Origin of the sequence: Enterobacter ludwigii, from assembly GCF_001750725.1 — a bacterium.
GTDB classification, from domain to species: Bacteria; Pseudomonadota; Gammaproteobacteria; order Enterobacterales; family Enterobacteriaceae; genus Enterobacter; species Enterobacter ludwigii.
Genome location: NZ_CP017279.1, coordinates 4,156,030 through 4,176,290, shown reverse-complemented (window position 1 = coordinate 4,176,290; position 20,261 = coordinate 4,156,030). Strand labels below are relative to the sequence as shown.

Below are 20,261 nucleotides of genomic sequence, written 5' to 3'. Positions count from 1 at the left end.
CGACGCTTTTGGCGTCGGCTTTTTTACTTCAGTCAGTTATCCGTAAGGGCGTTCTGATAGCGATGCAGCATAAACACCAGCCGTCCTACCGGCTCTGTCACCTGAGGCGGTGCTTCCCAGACTTTCAGCTTCTCCTGGTAGATATCCAGCTCTTCAAGCAGTTGCTTAAAGTAACGACGTCGTTTGTCATCGCTGGAGGCGGAAAGCACGTGGTCGGCCGTCCGACGCAGCTGGCGGTGGAAAGCCGACAGATCGTCATTGATGGGCACGGGGGCATTACGCAAACGCTGGTGCGCGATAATCATGGTCAAGGCCAGACGGAACTTGGCGATGTCACCCGGGAACTTGTTCAGCAGTAAAAACAGCTGCTGATAGAGCGCCGGCAGGTGGTTCTCTTTGCGACGCGCGGTATTGGTGGTCATGGACGACACAGCAGCCGAGACAAACTGATTCAACAGCACGCGGCCCGTCCGTGCCTGAGAGTTATCCCGCACCAGCAGAATGACCATCATCGCCAGGAAACAGCCCACCAGCTGACCTAAGGCGCTGTCTAAGAACTGGCTGAAATGGAAGGTCATCGGGTTATCCAGCACAATGATGTTAATCGTACTGGCCAGGGCACCCAATGAACCCAGCCGGCGCTTTTGCACTTCGATTCCGATAAAGAACGCCATCACCGCGAGGCTAATACAGAGCAGTAACATGCTCTGCTGGGTCGAGGGAATGATCACCAGAAAATAGAACGCGCCAATCGGCAGTGCAGCAATTGTGCCGAACAGAAAATCAATGGCCACCATGCGCGGATTCGGAAGACGCATCGCCAACGCGGTAACGACGGCGATCATCACCATCGCGCCGCTGCCGGAGGTCCAGCCGGTCCACAGCCAGAACAGCGTGCCGAGCATACAGGCAAGCGTTGTACGCCAGAAGTTAACCATTGCGTGATGGCGTTCGGCGGATTCTGCCTTGATCACCACTTCACCCTGCAGCACCTCTTCTTCTACCGCGCTGATTTTGGTGTTACTGATCACACCGCGTTTCAGCAACAGGTAGCGCGTCGCGGCCCCGACCCAGGTATAGATCGTTACTGGCGTATCACGATCCCCGGTCCAGGCAATGACCCGGCGCATGCGTTTAAGCTGTTTGTGTACGTCCTGCACGGTTTCCACCGGCTCAGCAAACAGCTCGCGGAAGGTATCGGTTACCGCGTCCGGGCGGGTGTTTTGGATCAGATAGGTTTCACACGCCTGGGTAATCAGCGTTAAGGAGACGGTGTTGATGGCTTTAAGGCGGCGGTTGGCACGGGCCCAGCGCGAAGACTCCATGTTCAGGTTGCTGCGCATCCCTTCCAGCGCCGTGGTGCGGCGCACCAGAGCACTCCAGGCTTTATCCACCTCTTCGCTGTCACCATGCTTAATACAGAGCTGCATCAACTGATACTGGGCAACAATCAGCGCATCCAGTTCACGATCCACTTCCTGCTTAATGGAGCGAGGAGAGAAAAGCAGGTCAGCGACAATGGCACTGACAATACCGATGACAATCTCACTGCAGCGCTCTACGGCAAACTGCGGGGCAAGCAGCGGTTCGCTTTGAATGGTGATGATAATAATCAGCGCGGTATAACCGGCCAGACCCCAGGCGTAGGAGTTCTCCACTTTCACCAGCGACGAGAGCCAGGTACAAAAGCCCGCCCAGATACAGCACACCATCAGCATCAGCAGCGGCGTGCGGATCATCAATATGATGATGGTCAGTGCGGCGAAACAGCCAATAAATGTCCCAATGATGCGCAGCATCCCACGGTAGCGGATCGCCCCGGAGTAAGGTTCCCCGCCCGCAGCAAAGGCAGGCCCTGCCGCCACAATCGCCGCCGTCAGTACGGCCCAGCGGGGGGTTTCCAGCTGAAAGTGGAAGCCGACAAACAGCGCCAGCACAATGGCACACGCCAGCTTAACGGCGAAGCGAATGTGCTGGCTGGCGATGGAAAAGATACCCATAACGATTAACCAAACTCGCGCAGGCGATGGGCAATTTTACGGAAGATGGAGTCCTGGCTGGCGTCACGGTCTTTTTCACCGGTGATCACCACCGTCGCTGTGGTCCCGGCAGGCCACAGATTGCCCTGCTGTTCATCCAGGTGGATACGCACCGGCACACGCTGGGCCAGACGTACCCATTCCAGGTTGGAATCCACCGTCGCCATCCCTTTAGTATCGTTAGAGCTGCTGGAGTTAGTGACCCCCGCGGCTACGCTGTCGACGGTGCCTTTAAGCACTCGGTTGCTGCCAAGCGGCGTAATTTCAGCCCGGAACCCCGGACGCACGCCTTCCAGTTTGGTCTCTTCCATATAAGCGAGCACGTAGAAGGAGTTCTGTTTAACCAGCGCCACGGCGGTTGAGCCGCGGGTGATAAACTCCCCGGCATAAACATTCAGGTTGGTGATCCAGCCATCGGCTGGTGCACGGATCACGGTGCGCTCAAGATCGAGCCGGGCAAGATCGCGTGTCGCTTGCGCTTTGGCCAGCTGATGCAGCACGGTTTGCAGGACGTTATTGGACTGGTCAATCTCTTCGCGGGACATCGCCTGAACACCCAGTTGGTTACGGCGACCTGCCTCACGGCGTTTCTCGGAAGCCAGCGCCTGATAATAGGCCACATCCGCTTCGGCTTCTTCTAACGCTTTCTGATAACGCGGCTGGTCGATGGTGAACAGTACCTGATCTTTTTTCACCAGCTGGTTATCGTGGACATTGACCGCAGTGATGAGACCCGCCACGTCGGGGGCGATTGCCACGACATCGGCGCTAAAGCGCGCATCACGCGTCCACGGTGATTCAGTGTAATAGACCCAGGCGCGGAAAATAGCGATGAACGCGAGGATAACGAGCGCCATGGTGATGGCAGTGCGGGAGATTTTTCTTGTTAGCGTTTTCACATCAACCTCAGACAAACATGCGCGATATCAGGTAAAACAGGCAGCAATACAGCGCGGTATTGAACAATGCAGGATGCCAGACAAAATCGTAGATCCCGGTGGGGACCAGCACCTTGCGCACCAGCCAGAAAATCGCCAGTGATAAAAGAAGCTCGAAAAATATCGGTGGGAACGACAAACCGAACACCACGATAACGGGAAACAGACTCATGTTGACCTTGATTAGAGAGAGTGCAGGCTTCAGACTTTTTTAGCGCACGCCACCGCAGGAGAGCAAGAAACGCCGGGCGAGAATGGCGCAGCCGTTATGTAATTAATAATATATTAACGTAACTGTTATGCTGTTATCTATAATATGTGATCTAAATCACTTTTAAGTCAGAGTTAACAATGGAACGTCTAAAACGGATGTCGGTCTTTGCCAAAGTGGTTGAACTTGGCTCTTTTACCGCCGCTGCACGTCAGCTTCAGATGAGCGTCTCTTCCATCAGCCAGACCGTGTCCAAACTGGAAGATGAGCTGCAGGTCAAGCTACTCAACCGCAGCACCCGCAGCATTGGGCTGACGGAAGCGGGTAAGATTTACTATCAGGGTTGTCGCCGCATGCTGCTCGAAGTGCAGGATGTGCACGAACAACTTTACGCCTTCAACAACACGCCTATCGGTACGCTGCGCATCGGTTGTTCTTCAACTATGGCACAAAATGTTCTCGCCGCCATGACCGCTGACATGCTGAAAGAGTACCCGGGATTAACCGTCAATCTGGTCACGGGCATTCCCGCCCCGGACTTGATTGCCGACGGGCTGGACGTGGTGATCCGCGTGGGGGCATTGCAGGACTCCAGCCTCTTCTCCCGGCGGCTGGGCAGTATGCCAATGGTGGTCTGCGCCTCGAAAAGCTATCTGGCTCAGTACGGGGTGCCGGAGAAACCCGCCGATCTCACCAACCACTCCTGGCTGGAGTACAGCGTTCGCCCCGACAATGAATTTGAGCTGATTGCCCCGGAAGGGATTTCCACCAGACTGCTGCCGGAAGGACGGTTCGTCACCAACGATCCGATGACCATCTCGCGCTGGCTGGTGGCCGGCGCCGGGATCGCGTATGTGCCGTTAATGTGGGTGATCAACGAGATCAACAGCGGTGTACTGGAGATCCTCTTCCCGCGCTATCAGTCCGATCCGCGTCCGGTGTACGCGTTGTACACCGAGAAAGACAAACTGCCGCTCAAGGTTCAGGTGTGCATAAACTATCTGACCGAGTATTTTGTGGACGTGGCGGAGTTGTTTCAGGGAATGCGCGAAAGACGAAAGGAATAACCTTTAATTTCCGAAATGTATATTTGTGATGAATATTCCAGGATGATACAGACCGTCATTCAGGAATATTCCTTCACCCCTGCCAGGAATAGCGAATTGACACTGCCGCCATCTGCGCCTTACCTTATAAACAGTCTGACAGTCAGGCTGTTATTAATTTGTTACCGATATGAATAATAAAATGTATTTCTCAGGATGACGTTAAACAAGGAAAAGAAATGAATATATTTGAACAAACACCGCCTTCACGCAGGCGCTATGGACTCGCCGCGTTCATTGGTTTGATTGCAGGGATTGTCTCCGCCTTCGTAAAATGGGGAGCAGAGGTGCCGCTTCCGCCGCGAAGCCCTACCGATTTATTCACCAGCGCATGCGGACCGGAGCAATTAATAAGAGCCGCAGGTCAGATTGATTGTTCCCGCAATTTTTTAAATCCTCCTTATGTATTTTTACGCGACTGGCTGGGCATTGCTGACCCTAACGCCGCGGTTTATACCTTTGCCGGACATATATTTAACGCGGTCGGCGTAACACATATTATTTTCTCTATCGTCTTTGCTGTAGGGTATTGTGTAGTTGCTGAAGTCTTCCCAAAAATTAAACTCTGGCAAGGTTTACTGGCGGGTGCGTTAGCACAGCTTTTTGTTCACATGATCTCCTTCCCGCTGATGGGGCTGACACCCCCGCTGTTCGAACTGCCCTGGTACGAACACGTCTCAGAGATCGTGGGGCATTTGATCTGGTTCTGGTCGATTGAAATCATTCGTCGTGACCTACGTAACCGCATCACGCACGAGCCCGACCCGGAAATCCCGCTGGGTAACGCACGTTAAAAAAAATGGCGCGACTTTTACAGTCGCGCCATTTTTTCAGATTGATTCAGGTCAGGCGGTGCCGCCCACCGTCAGGTTATCCACTTTCAGCGTTGGCTGACCGACGCCAACCGGCAGGCTCTGGCCCTCTTTACCGCAAACACCAACGCCGTTATCCAGCTTCAGATCGTTGCCGACCATGGAGATCTGCTGCATGGCTTCAATACCGGAGCCAATCAGGGTCGCCCCTTTCACCGCTTTGGTCACTTTGCCTTTCTCAATCAGATACGCTTCTGAAGTGGAGAAGACGAACTTACCGGAGGTGATATCTACCTGACCGCCACCAAAGTTTGGCGCGAAGATGCCGTAATCAACGGACTCGATGATCTCCTGCGGTGTGGATTTACCCGGCAACATGTAAGTGTTCGTCATACGCGGCATCGGCAGATGCGCGTAGGATTCACGACGGCCGTTGCCCGTTGGCGCAACGCCCATCAGACGCGCGTTGAGTTTGTCCTGCATGTAGCCTTTCAGTACGCCATTTTCGATCAGCACGTTGTACTGCCCGGGCGTACCTTCATCGTCGATTGAAATCGAGCCACGGCGATCCTGCATCGTGCCGTCATCAACCACGGTACAGAGTTCAGATGAGACGCGTTGTCCCATCTGGCCGCTGAATACGGAGGTGCCGCGACGGTTAAAATCGCCTTCCAGACCGTGGCCCACCGCTTCGTGCAGCAGCACGCCAGGCCAGCCTGCGCCAAGTACCACCGGCAATGTACCGGCGGGTGCCGCCACGGCAGACAGGTTCACCAGCGCCATGCGCACGGCTTCTTTTGCCCACGCGTCAGCGCGTGCTTCACCGTCAACATCGCCCAGGAACCAGTCATAACCAAAACGACCGCCGCCACCGCTTGAACCGCGTTCACGCTTACCGTCGTCTTCAACCTGCACGCTGACAGAAAGACGTACCAGCGGACGCACATCCGCTGCCAGCGTGCCGTCTGTCGCCGCGACCAGGATCAGTTCATAGACACCGCTCAGGCTGGCAGAGACTTCCTGCACGCGTTTATCCGCAGCGCGTGCGACTTTATCCACGCGACGCAGGATATCCAGTTTCTCTTCACGGCTCATGCTCTGCAGGGGATCGATACTGGTATAGAGTGCAGAGTGCTGCACTTCACCCAGCGTCTTCACGCGACCGTCACCGCTTTCACGCACGATAGTCCGCGCGGCCAGCGCGCTCTGCTCCAGTGCGGCCAGGCTAATCTGGTCGGCATAAGCAAAACCGGTTTTCTCGCCGCTGACGGCACGTACACCGACACCCTGGTCAATGTTATAAGAGCCATCTTTAATGATGCTGTCTTCTAAAACCCAGGATTCGTGATAGCTCGACTGGAAATAGAGATCGCCGTAGTCGAGACGGCGTTCGGTCAGTTGACCAAGAATGGAGAACAGGTCCTGATGGCTCAGGCCGTTCGCTGCGAGCAAATGTTCACTTACCAGGTTCAGACTCATCGTATTGCTACTCGTTCGTTGCCGCCCGTGGCGGTATATAAATCGTATTTATTGAGAGTGAGGCAATTACCTGCCCACGTCAAATCATTGCTGTGCATCTTTGCGCGGCTGGCGCAGCACTTCATTAATCTGCGGTTTATCCACCGGCCCGGTGATGCGATAGCGCAGAATAGAGACTTTGCTCCACAGCGGCCCCAGCACTTTACTGGCGGCAAACACCGCCGCACCGACAATCGGGTTCACCACAAAAGCCGCCGCCACGCCGACGGTGGCAGAAATTTCAGGTGCCACCACCGCTTCCATATCCAGTTCGCGGCGCACGAGGTTGACCGAGCCTTTCATCGCAATATCCGCTTCCAGGCCGTCCACCAGCGTATCGTCGGTATGCAGCACCCCGTCTTTGATCCATGCCGTACTGCGGATGGAGTCGTAATAGAAACCTTCGCTGAAGGTATCGCTAAAGTCGAAACGCAGCTTACGCAGCAGGGCATCAAAGCTCAACAGACGCAGTATCTGGCCCGCATGCCCGGTACTCACATCGGCAATTTCACCCTTGCCAAAGCGGGTTTTCAGAATGCCGTTCAGTGAGGCTTCATCCGGCGTCCACGGTGCCGCACGCCAGTGGAGATCGTAATTCACGTCAAATGATGACCCCCGCAGCGGCGTGCTGATGCCAAAGAAGTTAGCCACGGAATCCAGTTTATTGCCCTTGATGTCGCCCTTCAAAGAGGTTCGCTGCTCGCCCGGGTTATTAACCCACTCCCCGGCGGCCCTCAGACGGCCAAAGCCGGTGTCGATAAGCCCGCCCGCAAGGCTCAGCGTATTCCCCTTAATGGCGAAATCGCCGTCAATACGGCCATACTTTTGACCCCAAAGCCAGCACTCAGCACAGCGTAGCTGGAGATCGGGCCAGCCGCTGAAGTCGATACGGGTTGGGTTATTCAACGGCGCCGTATTTGACGGACGATCTTTTCCGCTCGCGGTGGCCGGGTTGTAGTAAAGATAGCGAATCGCCGCCTGCCACGGCGCGTTGTCGCGCATGGTCAGCGTGCCATTGATCTCGCGGCCCTGGGCTTCGACTTTTGACCCGTTCGCCGTTGGCTGCGAAACAATGCTCAGGTTATTCCACTGCTGTCCACCCAGCATCAGCGACGGCGTACGAACAGTAATGCTCTGCGGGAACTGGGCAGCCTCATCAACGTTTTGGCCTACGCCCTTCTGGAACAGAGCCAGCCACTCGGCCCCGTCCATTGGCGGCAGATTAAGCTCAATGCCGGTGTGATCGGGCAGCGGCGGCGTGGTGCGGCTGTCCGTCGTCCAGATGGCTCTGTCGAGCGTGAGCTTACGGTTAAGCAGCCAGCGGCTGTTGAAATGGTTTTTCTCACCCGCACTGCCGGTTAGCGCGAAGCTGTTAAGATTGCCATCGACGTTAACCTTTATTGGCAGCGGTTGACCGGACGATTTATCCAGCGGTGCAGGCAACTGGCTCTGAATGTTTTTCAGATCGCCAGTGATATCAACTTTATAGCGCGCACCGGCGTGATAAGGCAGTTCAATTGCCACCTTGCCATTCCAGGAGACTGCACCGTTAACGGACTCCTCAATCGGCTTCGGCAGAACATCCATGCGCGATGGCTGCCAGTTGCCGTCCAGGTTGACGGCTACCTGATAAGCTTTCTCGCCCTCGGTGGTCGAGAAATCAATATTCACAGGCTGATTAAACCAGCTGGCCTTGAGCGGCTCGCTCTTCAGGTTACCGTTCTCAAAGCTAAACTGCCCGCTGAGGTTCTTCAGGGTGCTTTCAAGCGGCTTAATATACAGGCTGTTGTTATTGAGACGGACGTCGCCTTTGGCGGTGGTCATTTCACCGTCGAGCGGGATATCAAGATGTAAGCGAGCACTCACATCGCCATCCAGCTGCAGCTGCTGAAGGGTGGCTGCCAGTGACTCTTTCAGCGGCGTGTCTTCAAAATAGGGGCCGACCGCTTTCCCGGGGCCGTTAATGTCGGCATCGATCAAAAGCTTCTCTTTTGAGTAATCCGGAATGTTTGCCGTCAGGTTACTGGCCGTTACGCCGCCCAGCGCCACGTTGTCTGCCTTCATCCATAATCCGTCATTGATAAAATTAAGTTCAATGTCGAGATTTTTCAGCGCAGGCCAGCCCGGCTGGAAGGCAAAGGTGGCGTTGTGCAGCGGCACCAGCACCTGGAATTGACCTTCATTGTGCTTGTACGGGAAAAGATGCGGATTACCGCCGTAGACCAGGGTGGCATTATCCGCCTGGCCGCCCTGGATCGCGCCGCTCAGATAGTCCACCAGCGCTTTGCCCATCAGGTTCTCGGGGAAGTAGCGCCAGGCCTGAGAACCGTCGTTAGTGCTGATCCCGGCCAGAATACCCAGCCACGGCTCTTCACCTTCAGGCTGCAGATAGCGGAAATCGCCACGCGCATGTACCGCTTTGGCTTTCACATCGATATGGCGTCCATCCAGCTGGAAGCCTTTATCGTTACGCAGCCAGTTGAGCACCGCATTGCCTTGTTCAATTTCAAGCGGCGCACGGAAGACCGTTTCGTAAGGCATTCTGGCGTCATGCATATCGACCGTTAGCCTGCCGTTCTCAACGCTCCCTTCCAGCTTACCGCTGAAGTTTTCCGCGCCCGGTAACATCTTCCACTGCTTCCAGGCCAGACATTTCCATGCGGCCTGAAAACGGGTCTTTTCCGTGGCCTGAAGCGGGATATCCAGCGCCAGCGAATCTATCTTTCCGCTTGGCTGCGTTGCCAGCCAGATCTCACCCAGGTCCGGAGAGAGCTTGGCGGCCATCGAGCGCAGACCTTCTATTGCGGCCAGATCAAGGTTGCTGGCGCGAATACGCAGCTCGTCACTGCGTTTGCTGGTCGCCCCACCGACATCCTGTTCCGGCATCCAGGCCAGCGTCAGAGCACCGCGCGGCCAGGGTTTGTTATCCATGGTGATGCGTGTGTCCGGAATGGCAAACTGCCACCCCTCTTTCTCTTTCGTCACGTGCGCGGTGAGGTTGTCGACCGAAAGTTGATGCTGCTGTTTTTCGCCCTTCCAGCTTGCGCCCCCCTGCTTAAGCCAGATATCGCCGCTGGCAAATTCCCCTTTCGTCAGGGTCATCCAGCCTTCAAGGCTAAAACGGGCGGTTTCCAGCTGCATATTTTGCTGTAACCAGTCGCCGAGCCACGGCTTAACATCCACGTCGTCGGCCTGCAGCCATACCTTGCCGTTATTTAACAAACCGTCGTCGTCGCGCAGATCCATACGAACCTGCATCACGCCATGCTGGCCGTTCAGGCTGGAGAGATTCACCTGTCCTTCCGCGCGATGGCGTTCTTTGCCGTTGAGCCAGGTCAGCTGTGGTATCGCCAGTTCAGCGCGCTGCCCGGAGAGGGTAATAAAGCTCACTTCGCTGTCACGCAGATCGAAATGATCGAACTGACGCAGGAAGAGATCGCTGAAGCGGTTGGTTTCAAGGCTCTGATTGCTATCGCCGCCGGACAGCGGGGTATTGGTCAGAAACTGAAGCTGATAAAAGGTGAGATCGCGGAACTGCCAGCGAAAATGGAGCAGGCTTTGCCAGACATCCAGCGCCAGGGTGACGCGTTTGATTTTCAGATAGCCGCCATCTTTCAGGCTGGCATTGATATCCCGGACATCAAGCGTCGGGCCAAAATTCTGCCAGCTGGCGCTTATCTGGCTCACGTCCACCGGGACACCGGTGGTGGATTCGATTTTTGCCAGCAGCTGCGGACGCCAGCTGTCCAGATGCGGTAAAACGAGGCGCAGCCCGCTCACGAGCAACGCGACAATCACGACCAGCGTTGCCCCTGTAAGCAATAAAATCCCCGGCAATCGCCTCACTCATCTCTCCTTGTCAGCTTTGGTCACGCGGCGTACCGCGTCTTACATCATCACGACGTCAAACTGCTCCTGGTTATAGAGCGGTTCGATTTGAACTTTTACCTGTTTGCCGACAAAGATTTCCACTTCCGCCAGCGCGTGCGACTCTTCGCCTTTCAGCGCTTCAGCCACCGCAGGGGAAGCATAGACCAGAAAACGATCGGAGTCGTAGGCATGATGAACGCGAACGATTTCACGCATGATCTCGTAGCAGACGGTCTCAACCGTCTTTACTGTGCCACGTCCGTGGCAGGTTGGGCATTCATTGCACAGCACGTGCTCCACGCTTTCGCGGGTACGCTTACGCGTCATTTCCACCAGCCCCAGCTGTGAGAAGCCGTTGATGCTGGTTTTCACGCGATCTTTACTCAGCGCCTGCTCCAGCGAGTGCAGCACACGACGGCGATGGTCTTCATTACTCATATCGATAAAGTCGATGATGATAATGCCGCCCAGATTGCGCAGGCGAAGCTGGCGGGCGATGGCCTGCGTGGCTTCGATGTTGGTATTAAAGATGGTGTCATCCAGGTTGCGATGACCGACAAACGCGCCGGTGTTGATATCCACCGTCGTCATCGCTTCGGTCTGATCGATGATCAGATAGCCGCCGGACTTCAGTTCAACCTTGCGTTCCAGCGCTCGCTGGATCTCATTTTCGACGTCATAGAGATCGAAGATAGGCTGACGCCCCGTGTAATGCTCCAGCAGACCAGGCATTTCGGGAATGTATTCGGCGGTAAATTCCAGCAGTGCTTCATAGGTCAGGCGGGAATCCACGCGAATTCTGTCGAGCTGTGCATCGGCAAAATCACGCAGGACGCGCTGAGCCAGCGCCAGTTCGCCGTAAAGCTGGTAGCGGGTCTGGTTGCGTTTTTTACGCTCCATGACTTTGGTCCAGACGCGCTTGAGGTAGGCCGCATCAGATGCCAGATCGTCTTCACTGATCCCTTCTGCGGCGGTACGGATGATAAACCCGCCCTGTTCATCGCAGTAAGCGCTGACCACTTTTTTAAGACGCTCGCGCTCGCTTTCGCTCTCAATGCGCTGCGAAACGCCCACGTGCGACGCGCCAGGCATAAAGACCAGATAGCGGGAAGGCAAGGTAATGTCGGTCGTCAGACGGGCGCCTTTCGTGCCCAGCGGATCTTTGACGACCTGCACCATCAGATCCTGGCCCTGACGCACCAGTTCGGAGATATCGCGCACGGCAAACTGCTTTTGCTCTTCGCCCGCGACGCACTCGGTATGCGGCATAATGTCGGAGGCATGTAAAAATGCCGCCTTATCCAGTCCAATATCTACAAAAGCCGCCTGCATACCCGGTAGTACACGACTGACACGACCTTTGTAGATATTGCCTACTATTCCGCGCCGCGCTTCACGCTCAATATGAATTTCCTGAAGAATGCCACCATCAATATAGGCCACACGGGTTTCCGATGGCGTTACGTTTACCAACAATTCAGCCGTCATAATTATCCCTTCCCTCACGCAGTGAGTTAAAATTGCTCAGCAACTCATACGTTTCCACCAGCGGTAAGCCGACTACGGCGTGATAGCTGCCATTAATCTTCCTGACAAAACAGCCACCCAGCCCCTGAATACCGTATGCACCTGCCTTATCCATCGGTTCACCGCTGGTGATATAAGCGGCGATCTCGTCGTCGGTAAGCACTCTGAATGTCACGTCCGTCACCACCAGGCAATCCAGCACGTGCTGGCTGTCCGCCAGCGCGACGGCGGTCATTACCTGATGTGTTTGTCCGGACATTTTGCGCAGCATGCGCGCCGCATGTTCAGCGTCGTGCGGTTTCTCAAGCACTTCACCGTTAAGAATAACGATGGTATCTGCCCCCAGCACCGGCAAGTCACGCGGCGTTTGCGCCACGCCTGCCTGCGCTTTCTCACGCGCCAGTCGAGAAACGTACTGCTGGGCACTTTCGCCTTCAGCGCGTTTCTCTTCGATGCCCGTAACGATGCGTTCAAAGGAGACACCCAGCTGAGTGAGCAACTCCTGACGACGCGGAGAACCAGAAGCAAGATATAGAGACGTCATAGAAACCTTTTATTGCACAGCAAACTGCTGGCGAACCTTACGCATCAGCAGGAACAGCCACGGCCAGAGCACACCGTTTACTACACTACTCCAGAACACTTCCGGTCGGAAAGAGACGTTGATCACTAAAAACTCTGCCCAGAAAACAACGATATCCGCAGCAAGCGACAACAACATCACCACCAGCGCCTGTTGCCAGAGCGCGAGGTTACGAAAGAGCTGGAATTTAAGTGCGACGAGGTACGCAATAATACTCATGGACAAGGCGCGCACGCCAAGCGTAGAGCCACTAATGAGATCCAGTATGGCACCCATCACAAAACCTGTGCCGACATTTACGCGGTGCGGCAGGGCAAGGATCCAGTAGAGCAAAATGAGCAATACCCAGTTTGGCCGGAAAACGAGAATGTCGTCCGGCCAGGGCATGATTTGCAGTAACAGCGCAATGAGAAATGAGAGCCAGATAACCCAGCGTCCCTGGCTACGATAACTTGCCACTACTGCCCTCCCGAGGAGAGTTTAGGCGGTGGCGGTGCATCCGGCAGCGGCTGCGTTAGCCCCGTAGCAGGGGCCGGTACTGGCGCAGGGGGTCCCATGGCATCCGGTGCCGGCAGAACCTGCGGCATCATTTGCATCAGGCGTTCATTCGCGACGCGATGAACATCTTCAGGCGTCATGGGGTTAGCACCATTGCGGTCGGCGCCCCACAGCAGCAGCAGGTAGCGAAGACGCTGTAAACCCGCGGTTGGACGCGCCTGAATCACGGTATAGGCACGCTGCGTATCAAGCTTCACCGAAGAGACAACCGCAACCGGATACCCTTCAGGGAAACGTCCACCCAGACCCGACGTCACCAGAACGTCGCCCACACGAATGTCCGTGTTAGCCGGCAGATGTTCCAGCTGGAGATCGTCGGTACACCCGTTACCGGCCGCGATGACGCGAATGTCATTACGCAGTACCTGAATCGGCAACGCATGCGTGGCATCGCAGATCAGCAGAACGCGGCTGGTCAGTTTGGCCACAGCAACAACCTGGCCTACAACGCCTTTATCACTGATAACAGGCTGACCTTCATACACACCGTTCACGCTTCCTTTGTCGATCACAACCTGATCGCTGTAGGGATCGTTGACGGTGGAGATCACCTGCGTCACCATCTTCTGCTCATCCTGACGCAGCGGCGAGCCAAGCAGCTCACGCAGACGCGCGTTTTCCTGCTTATATTGTCCCAGCATCAGCAGCTCGCTGTTTTTCAACAGCAGTTCCTGACGTAATGCCCGGTTTTCGAGTTCGAGTTGGTCACGTGAAGACAACGTTTGAGAAACGGAGTCGAGCAACTCACGGGGACCATTTGAAATAAAGTAGAAAGGACTGACGGCGGTATCCATGTACGTTCTGATCTGACTGAACGTACCGAGGCGGCTATCGGCAATAATGACCCCAAGCGCAACCAGGACCGCCAGAATGAGGCGAAACTGTAGCGATGGGCCACGGCTAAAAATTGGCTTCATAGGCTATGCGTATTCTCGTGTCAGAGAGAAAGGGTAGCGATACGCTACCCTTTCACAATGACTACTCTTCGCTGAACAAGTCGCCGCCGTGCATGTCGATCATTTCCAGCGCCTTGCCACCACCACGGGCGACGCAAGTCAGTGGATCTTCTGCAACTACGACAGGAATACCTGTCTCTTCCATTAACAGGCGGTCGAGGTTACGCAGCAGCGCACCACCACCGGTCAGAACCATACCGCGCTCGGAGATGTCAGACGCCAGTTCTGGTGGGCACTGTTCCAGGGCAACCATCACTGCGCTCACGATACCGGTCAGAGGTTCCTGCAGCGCTTCCAGAATTTCGTTGGAGTTCAGGGTAAAGCCGCGTGGAACACCTTCAGCCAGGTTACGGCCGCGAACTTCGATTTCACGCACTTCATCGCCCGGGTAAGCGGAACCGATTTCATGCTTGATACGCTCAGCGGTCGCTTCGCCGATCAGGGAACCGTAGTTACGACGCACATAATTAATGATGGCTTCGTCGAAACGATCGCCACCGATACGCACGGAAGAGGAGTACACCACGCCGTTCAGGGAGATAACGGCCACTTCAGTGGTACCACCACCGATATCCACCACCATAGAACCGGTCGCTTCAGAAACAGGCAGACCCGCACCGATTGCCGCCGCCATTGGCTCTTCAATCAGGAACACTTCACGCGCGCCTGCACCCTGGGCTGATTCACGGATTGCGCGACGTTCAACCTGGGTGGCGCCAACCGGCACACACACCAGAACACGCGGGCTTGGGCGCATGAAGCTGTTGCTGTGAACCTGCTTGATGAAGTGCTGAAGCATTTTTTCAGTCACGAAGAAGTCAGCGATAACGCCGTCTTTCATTGGGCGGATTGCGGCGATGTTGCCAGGGGTACGTCCCAGCATCTGCTTCGCGTCATGACCCACAGCGGCTACGCTTTTCGGCGAGCCGGCACGATCCTGACGAATGGCCACAACGGAAGGCTCATTCAATACGATGCCTTGTCCTTTAACGTAAATAAGGGTATTCGCGGTACCCAGGTCAATGGACAGGTCATTGGAAAACATGCCACGAAATTTTTTCAACATACTAAGGGATAATCCTGAAAGCTGGGGCGGAAAACAAAATCCGCTTACTTTACCAACCACACGCAGCAGCGACAAGGCGCAAAAATCATCTGCAGCGGTGAAAATTTGTGCAGTACGTATCCTGATGTTACAAATCTTTCCCTGATTCCCTCAGGGCTGAGTACACAGTAGCGTCCCTCACTGACATTTGTAACCCGCTAAAGGTCGTTCACTGGCTTTTTGCTCGTCATACTCAAAGCTACAGGCGCGATATTCTACGTGAAAACGGATTAAACGGCAGGTCAAACAGAGTATCTTTGCAAATATTTTTTCACATTGGTGTCAAGCGGCTGAGAGGAGGCAAAAAAATCCCCCTGACCGCCCGTCACACCGCGCTCTGTCAACATCTGCCATTCGCTTCTGGAGCGCACGCCCGTGGCAAAGACTTGTGTTCGCGTTCCCTTGCACGCTTCCACCAGACTCTGTACCAGCAGCTGGTTTTCCGTGCGCTTTTCAATGTTCCTTACCAGCCCCGGATGCAGCTTTAATAACTCCACATCCAGTTCCTTAATCCAGTTAGTACTGACCAGCGTTAAACCCGCCTGCGTGACCGCGACACGGGCACCTAGCGCATTAATCAACCGTACTACCGGACGTAACCGGCTGATGTGTTGACCCACATCCGCCTCAGCAAGTTCAAAAATAATGTGTTTGCGTTGCGATTTTTCGCATTGCATTAATGTATCACGCAACCAGCGCTGAAAACGCGGGCGAATTAACGACTCCACGGTAACCTGTAGCGCCAGGTTTTCTTCGGGCCAAAAGGATAAAAACGGCATGAGTCGGGTGATCTGCTGGCGGTCATACTCTTCAGAAAGCCCAAACTGCAGCACCATCGGCAAATATTCCGCGGAGATGACCTCTTCCGTACCGTCAAAAATACGGCACATCAGCTCACGGTGATGAACGATCCCGTTTTTCATCACCGCCGGTTTTTGATAAATGCGCGGCCCGCCGCGGCTGAGCATTTGCTCTATCAACGTTCGCCAGCGCACATTGCCGCGCCCTTTTTCCGGTAACGAATCGTCGTACACAGCCCAGCCGTTAGCGCCCTGCAACACGGCGTTGCGGGTTGCCGCTTCAGCATGTTCCATCACCTGTTCCGTCGACTGGCCGCCGCGCCAGGCACAGATGCCCATATGAACCATATCGTCCCTGTCGAGCATTTTGCTCTGCGGCAGCGCATCCACCGCTTTCAGCAGCTGGCTGGCGATGCTTTCTGACTCTTTCAGCGTACGATGAGGCAGCAGCACGGCAAAGTCGCTGCGGTGATAACGGGCCAGCAGCGCTCCCGGATAACGCATAATAAAGGTGGAGAGCAGGTTGATCAGCGTAAAGAGATTCTCTTCCGCCACGCGCTGTCCCCAGGTGTCGCGCAGCAGATCGAAATCGGGCAGGCGAATCATCATGACAACACCGTGCGTCCCGACTTTTTCCGGATCGTCCAGCAACGTGGCCAGTTGATTATCAAAGAAAAGACGGTTGTTCAGCCCGGTTTTATTATCCTGCGCAGCGTAAGAGCGGATCAGCGTGTCCATACGGCTGCGCTGGTCGCTGGCGAACTGAATTTCTGAGAGCAGCATATCCAGCGCACTGCTGGCACGTGCAGGCCATTCATGGATCGAGCCACGCACCTGCGGGCCGCGTTCACCGTTCAGTATTCGCACGGAACGCATCTCCAGCAGTTCCTGACCAGAGAGCTGACGGCGCAGCCAGCGAACCGCGAGAAAAATCAGCAGGACAATAAACGCGACGGCGACGGTGAGCGGCGCGGTGGTCATCATCGAGCGGAAGTAGCTGGCCATCGGATCGAGGTAGACCATGTTTATGGTCATGCCGGGGTTTTTAAGGGAATGCACCGTCACTTCCCGGTACTGGCTTACCACGCCCGCAGGCCGATAGCTGTCCTGCCGGGCATGGCTTAAAACATTATGCTTTCCCTGCAGAATGTCGATTTGGACAATATCGACAGGCACCATCAACTCATCCAGCTCGCGGGACAGCGCCGGCAGCGGGGTGGTGAGGAGACGATTATCAATCACCGACGCGACAGACTGCACCCGATTAACCAGCTTGTCCTGAATGGCGTTATAAAAGCTCAGAGAACAGCCAAGGAGCGTGACAAAAATGGTCAGCCCCGTCAGTAAGGTGATAAAAGCCGAGAACTTCGTCGTTAATCGCATCCTTGAGATAACTCCGTGGGTTGAGGGGTTAGCGAGTAAGCGCTAACTTGCATTTCAAATGCGGCATACTATCAAACCTGGCGTATCTGGCAATTTATTGCGTTAAATCGGCATTGCTTTTCCCTGAGGGAGTATAGTCTTCAGGAGCTATTTTCCAATCATCTGAGTCGTGAGGACCCTGTATGCAGGCTTTGATCTTAGAACAGCAGGACGGCAAAACGCTTGCCTCGGTGCAGGCCGTTGAAGAGAGCCGACTGCCGGCCGGCGAAGTGACCGTCGACATCGACTGGTCCAGTTTAAATTATAAAGATGCGCTGGCTATTACCGGGAAGGGTAAAATCATCCGAAATTTCCCTATGGTGCCAGGTATCGATTTTGCGGGCCGGGTTCATGCGAGCGAAGATCCGCGCTTCCATGCCGGCCAGCAGGTGCTGCTCACGGGCTGGGGCGTGGGTGAAAATCACTGGGGTGGGCTGGCGACACAGGCGCGCGTGAAAGGCGACTGGCTGGTGCCGATGCCACAAGGCCTGGATGGTCGTAAAGCGATGATCATCGGTACCGCAGGCTTTACCGCCATGCTGTGCGTGATGGCGCTGGAAGATGCCGGTATTCGCCCTGAATCGGGTGAGATCGTCGTGACCGGTGCCAGCGGTGGTGTGGGCAGCACGGCGGTGACATTGCTGCACAAACTGGGTTACCAGGTTGCGGCAGTTTCCGGGCGCGAGAGCACCCATGCATACTTGCGTCAGCTCGGCGCTAATCGCATCCTGAGCCGCGACGAGTTTGCCGAAACCCGTCCACTGGAAAAACAGCTCTGGGCAGGTGCGGTAGATACCGTCGGTGACAAAGTGCTGGCAAAAGTGCTGGCGCAGATGAACTACGGCGGCTGCGTGGCAGCCTGTGGTCTGGCGGGCGGTTTTGCCCTGCCCACCACCGTGATGCCCTTTATTCTGCGTAACGTTCGCCTGCAGGGTGTTGATTCCGTGATGACCCCGGCGGCGCGCCGCATTGCAGCCTGGGAACGTCTGCAGCGCGATTTGCCGGACACGTTCTTTACTCAGAGCGCAACCGAAATCACGCTTAGCCAGGCGCCTGAATATGCCAGCAAGATCATGGACAACCAGTTCCACGGCCGCGCGCTGGTGAAAATTGCCTAATCTTCAAATTTTCGTGACATATTCGCGCTAATCCCTCTCCTCCGTCATGCTTAGAAAAACGCATGACGGAGGATGCCATGAAAACCCGAAAACTGACGGAAGCCGACGTAACGTCTGAATCTGTCTTTATGTTACAGCGCCGCCACATCCTGAAAATGCTTGGCATCAGCGCCACCGCACTGACGCTTTCCCCTGCGGCTCATGCCGACCTGCTCGACTGGTTTAAAGGTAACGATCGCCCCAAAGCCCCTTCTGGCGCCCCACTCACCTTTACGAAGCCCGCTCAGTGGCAAAACACACTGACGCTCACGCCGGAAGACAAAGTGACCGGCTATAACAATTTCTACGAATTTGGTCTCGATAAGGCCGATCCTGCGGCCAACGCGGGGAGTATGAAAACCGATCCGTGGACGCTGAAAATCGACGGTGAAGTGGCAAAACCGCTGACGCTGGACCATCACGATCTCACCACCCGTTTTCCACTGGAAGAGCGTATCTACCGCATGCGCTGCGTGGAAGCCTGGTCGATGGTTGTGCCCTGGGTAGGCTTCCCGTTGCATAAACTGCTGGCGATGGTTGAACCCACCAGCAACGCAAAATATGTCTCTTTCCAGACGCGCTACGCTCCGGACGAGATGCCGGGCCAGAAAGATCGGTTTATCGGTGGTGGGCTTGCGTATCCGTATGTCGAAGGGTTACGGCTCGACGAAGCGATGCATCCTCTTACGCTGCTGACCGTCGGCGTTTACGGCAAAGCACTCCCGCCGCAGAACGGCGCGCCAGTTCGCTTAACGGTGCCGTGGAAGTACGGTTTTAAAGGGATTAAATCTATCGTCAGCATTAAGCTCACCCGCGAACGTCCACCCACGACCTGGAACCTGGCGGCGCCCGACGAATATGGCTTTTTTGCCAATGTGAACCCGCACGTCGATCATCCCCGCTGGTCGCAGGCCACCGAGCGATTTATCGGTTCCGGCGGCGCGCTGGATGTGAAGCGTCAGCCGACACTGCTGTTTAACGGCTACGCTGATGAAGTGGCGTCGCTTTACCGTGGCCTTAATTTACGGGAGAACTTCTGAGTGCGTTTAACGGCAAAACAGATAACCTGGCTGAAAGTGCTGTTGCACTTAGCCGGGTTGCTTCCTTTTATCTGGTTATTCTGGGCCGCCAGCCAGGGGCTTTTTAGCGCTGATCCGGCAAAGGATATCCAGCACTTTACCGGTCGGATGGCTCTGAAATTTTTACTGGCGACCTTGCTGGTGTCACCGTTAGCGCGCTACGCTAAACAGCCATTATTGATACGCACCCGCCGGCTTTTGGGGCTATGGTGTTTTGCCTGGGCGACGCTCCATTTGACCAGCTACGCCTTGCTGGAACTGGGCGTTAACAACCTGGCACTGCTGGGCCGCGAACTGGTTACCCGTCCGTACCTGACGTTAGGTATCGTGAGCTGGCTGGTGTTACTGGCATTAGCACTGACATCAACGCAATATGCACAACGTACATTGGGCAGGCGCTGGCAACTGCTGCACAACTTCGTCTATCTTGTCGCGATCCTCGCACCCATCCATTATCTGTGGTCGGTGAAGATCCTCTCCCCGCAGCCCATACTCTACGCGCTGCTGGCTGTGGCGCTTTTAGCATGGCGTTACAAGAAGTTCCGTCAGTGGTTGCGATAATTCGCGAAACTGTGCGTTT

Annotated in this window: 16 protein-coding genes; 5 read left to right on the top strand and 11 right to left on the bottom strand. The window is 55.4% G+C overall.

Annotated features, from left to right (window positions below; all coding sequences use genetic code 11):
• Window positions 1-32: 32 nt before the first annotated feature.
• From aaeB to aaeX, 3 genes are read right to left on the bottom strand one after another with little or no spacing between them, the layout of a single operon-like run.
• Window positions 33-2,000 carry a p-hydroxybenzoic acid efflux pump subunit AaeB gene (gene aaeB / locus BH714_RS19585; protein WP_014171852.1) on the bottom strand — a complete coding sequence of 656 codons (1,968 nt, stop codon included), beginning with the start codon at window positions 1,998-2,000 and terminating at the stop codon, window positions 33-35.
• Window positions 2,001-2,005: 5 nt separating this feature from the next.
• Window positions 2,006-2,938: a p-hydroxybenzoic acid efflux pump subunit AaeA gene (gene aaeA / locus BH714_RS19580; RefSeq protein ID WP_020883509.1), complete on the bottom strand. Its 933-nt coding sequence runs from the start codon at window positions 2,936-2,938 to the stop codon at window positions 2,006-2,008.
• Window positions 2,939-2,945: 7 nt separating this feature from the next.
• Window positions 2,946-3,149 (bottom strand): p-hydroxybenzoic acid efflux pump operon protein AaeX, encoded by a 204-nt coding sequence (aaeX, locus tag BH714_RS19575; protein WP_003860416.1) that lies wholly within the window; start codon window positions 3,147-3,149, stop codon window positions 2,946-2,948.
• A 179-nt stretch (window positions 3,150-3,328) separates the two neighbouring features.
• Between aaeX and aaeR the strand changes: the two genes are divergently transcribed.
• Entirely contained in the window at window positions 3,329-4,255 is a 927-nt protein-coding gene (aaeR, locus tag BH714_RS19570; RefSeq protein ID WP_014171854.1) for an HTH-type transcriptional activator AaeR, read from the top strand.
• Window positions 4,256-4,473: 218 nt separating this feature from the next.
• Complete coding sequence (locus BH714_RS19565; RefSeq protein WP_020883508.1) at window positions 4,474-5,088, top strand: YagU family protein; 615 nt, start codon at window positions 4,474-4,476, stop codon at window positions 5,086-5,088.
• A 51-nt stretch (window positions 5,089-5,139) separates the two neighbouring features.
• Here BH714_RS19565 and tldD read toward each other — a convergent pair whose 3' ends face one another.
• From tldD to csrD, 8 genes are all read right to left on the bottom strand, one after another.
• Window positions 5,140-6,585: a metalloprotease TldD gene (gene tldD / locus BH714_RS19560; RefSeq protein WP_040018730.1), complete on the bottom strand. Its 1,446-nt coding sequence runs from the start codon at window positions 6,583-6,585 to the stop codon at window positions 5,140-5,142.
• Window positions 6,586-6,669: 84 nt separating this feature from the next.
• On the bottom strand, window positions 6,670-10,470 hold the full coding sequence (yhdP, locus tag BH714_RS19555; protein ID WP_040018729.1) for an AsmA2 domain-containing protein YhdP: 3,801 nt from the start codon (window positions 10,468-10,470) through the stop codon (window positions 6,670-6,672).
• A gap of 42 nt (window positions 10,471-10,512) precedes the next feature.
• Window positions 10,513-11,982 carry a ribonuclease G gene (gene rng / locus BH714_RS19550; protein ID WP_014885432.1) on the bottom strand — a complete coding sequence of 490 codons (1,470 nt, stop codon included), beginning with the start codon at window positions 11,980-11,982 and terminating at the stop codon, window positions 10,513-10,515.
• Entirely contained in the window at window positions 11,972-12,565 is a 594-nt protein-coding gene (locus tag BH714_RS19545; protein WP_014171859.1) for a Maf family protein, read from the bottom strand. Before BH714_RS19545 ends, rng begins: the two co-directional genes overlap by 11 nt.
• Before the next feature lie 9 nt (window positions 12,566-12,574).
• Window positions 12,575-13,063 carry a rod shape-determining protein MreD gene (gene mreD / locus BH714_RS19540; RefSeq protein WP_014071997.1) on the bottom strand — a complete coding sequence of 163 codons (489 nt, stop codon included), beginning with the start codon at window positions 13,061-13,063 and terminating at the stop codon, window positions 12,575-12,577.
• The gene (gene mreC / locus BH714_RS19535; protein ID WP_014171860.1) at window positions 13,063-14,079 is read right to left on the bottom strand and encodes a rod shape-determining protein MreC; all 1,017 of its coding nucleotides are present in this window, start codon (window positions 14,077-14,079) and stop codon (window positions 13,063-13,065) included. The genes mreD and mreC overlap by 1 nt, the downstream gene beginning before the upstream one ends.
• Window positions 14,080-14,140: 61 nt before the next feature.
• Complete coding sequence (gene mreB, locus BH714_RS19530) at window positions 14,141-15,184, bottom strand: rod shape-determining protein MreB (protein WP_000913396.1); 1,044 nt, start codon at window positions 15,182-15,184, stop codon at window positions 14,141-14,143.
• Between the two features lie 281 nt (window positions 15,185-15,465).
• Window positions 15,466-17,406 carry an RNase E specificity factor CsrD gene (gene csrD, locus BH714_RS19525; RefSeq protein ID WP_040018727.1) on the bottom strand — a complete coding sequence of 647 codons (1,941 nt, stop codon included), beginning with the start codon at window positions 17,404-17,406 and terminating at the stop codon, window positions 15,466-15,468.
• A gap of 182 nt (window positions 17,407-17,588) precedes the next feature.
• Between csrD and acuI the strand changes: the two genes are divergently transcribed.
• From acuI to msrQ, 3 genes are all read left to right on the top strand, one after another.
• Window positions 17,589-18,563 (top strand): acrylyl-CoA reductase (NADPH), encoded by a 975-nt coding sequence (gene acuI, locus BH714_RS19520; RefSeq protein ID WP_020883505.1) that lies wholly within the window; start codon window positions 17,589-17,591, stop codon window positions 18,561-18,563.
• 77 nt (window positions 18,564-18,640) lie between these two features.
• On the top strand, window positions 18,641-19,642 hold the full coding sequence (msrP, locus tag BH714_RS19515; RefSeq protein WP_040018725.1) for a protein-methionine-sulfoxide reductase catalytic subunit MsrP: 1,002 nt from the start codon (window positions 18,641-18,643) through the stop codon (window positions 19,640-19,642).
• Window positions 19,643-20,242: a protein-methionine-sulfoxide reductase heme-binding subunit MsrQ gene (gene msrQ / locus BH714_RS19510; RefSeq protein ID WP_020883503.1), complete on the top strand. Its 600-nt coding sequence runs from the start codon at window positions 19,643-19,645 to the stop codon at window positions 20,240-20,242. It abuts the gene before it with no gap.
• The last annotated feature ends 19 nt before the right edge of the window (window positions 20,243-20,261 follow it).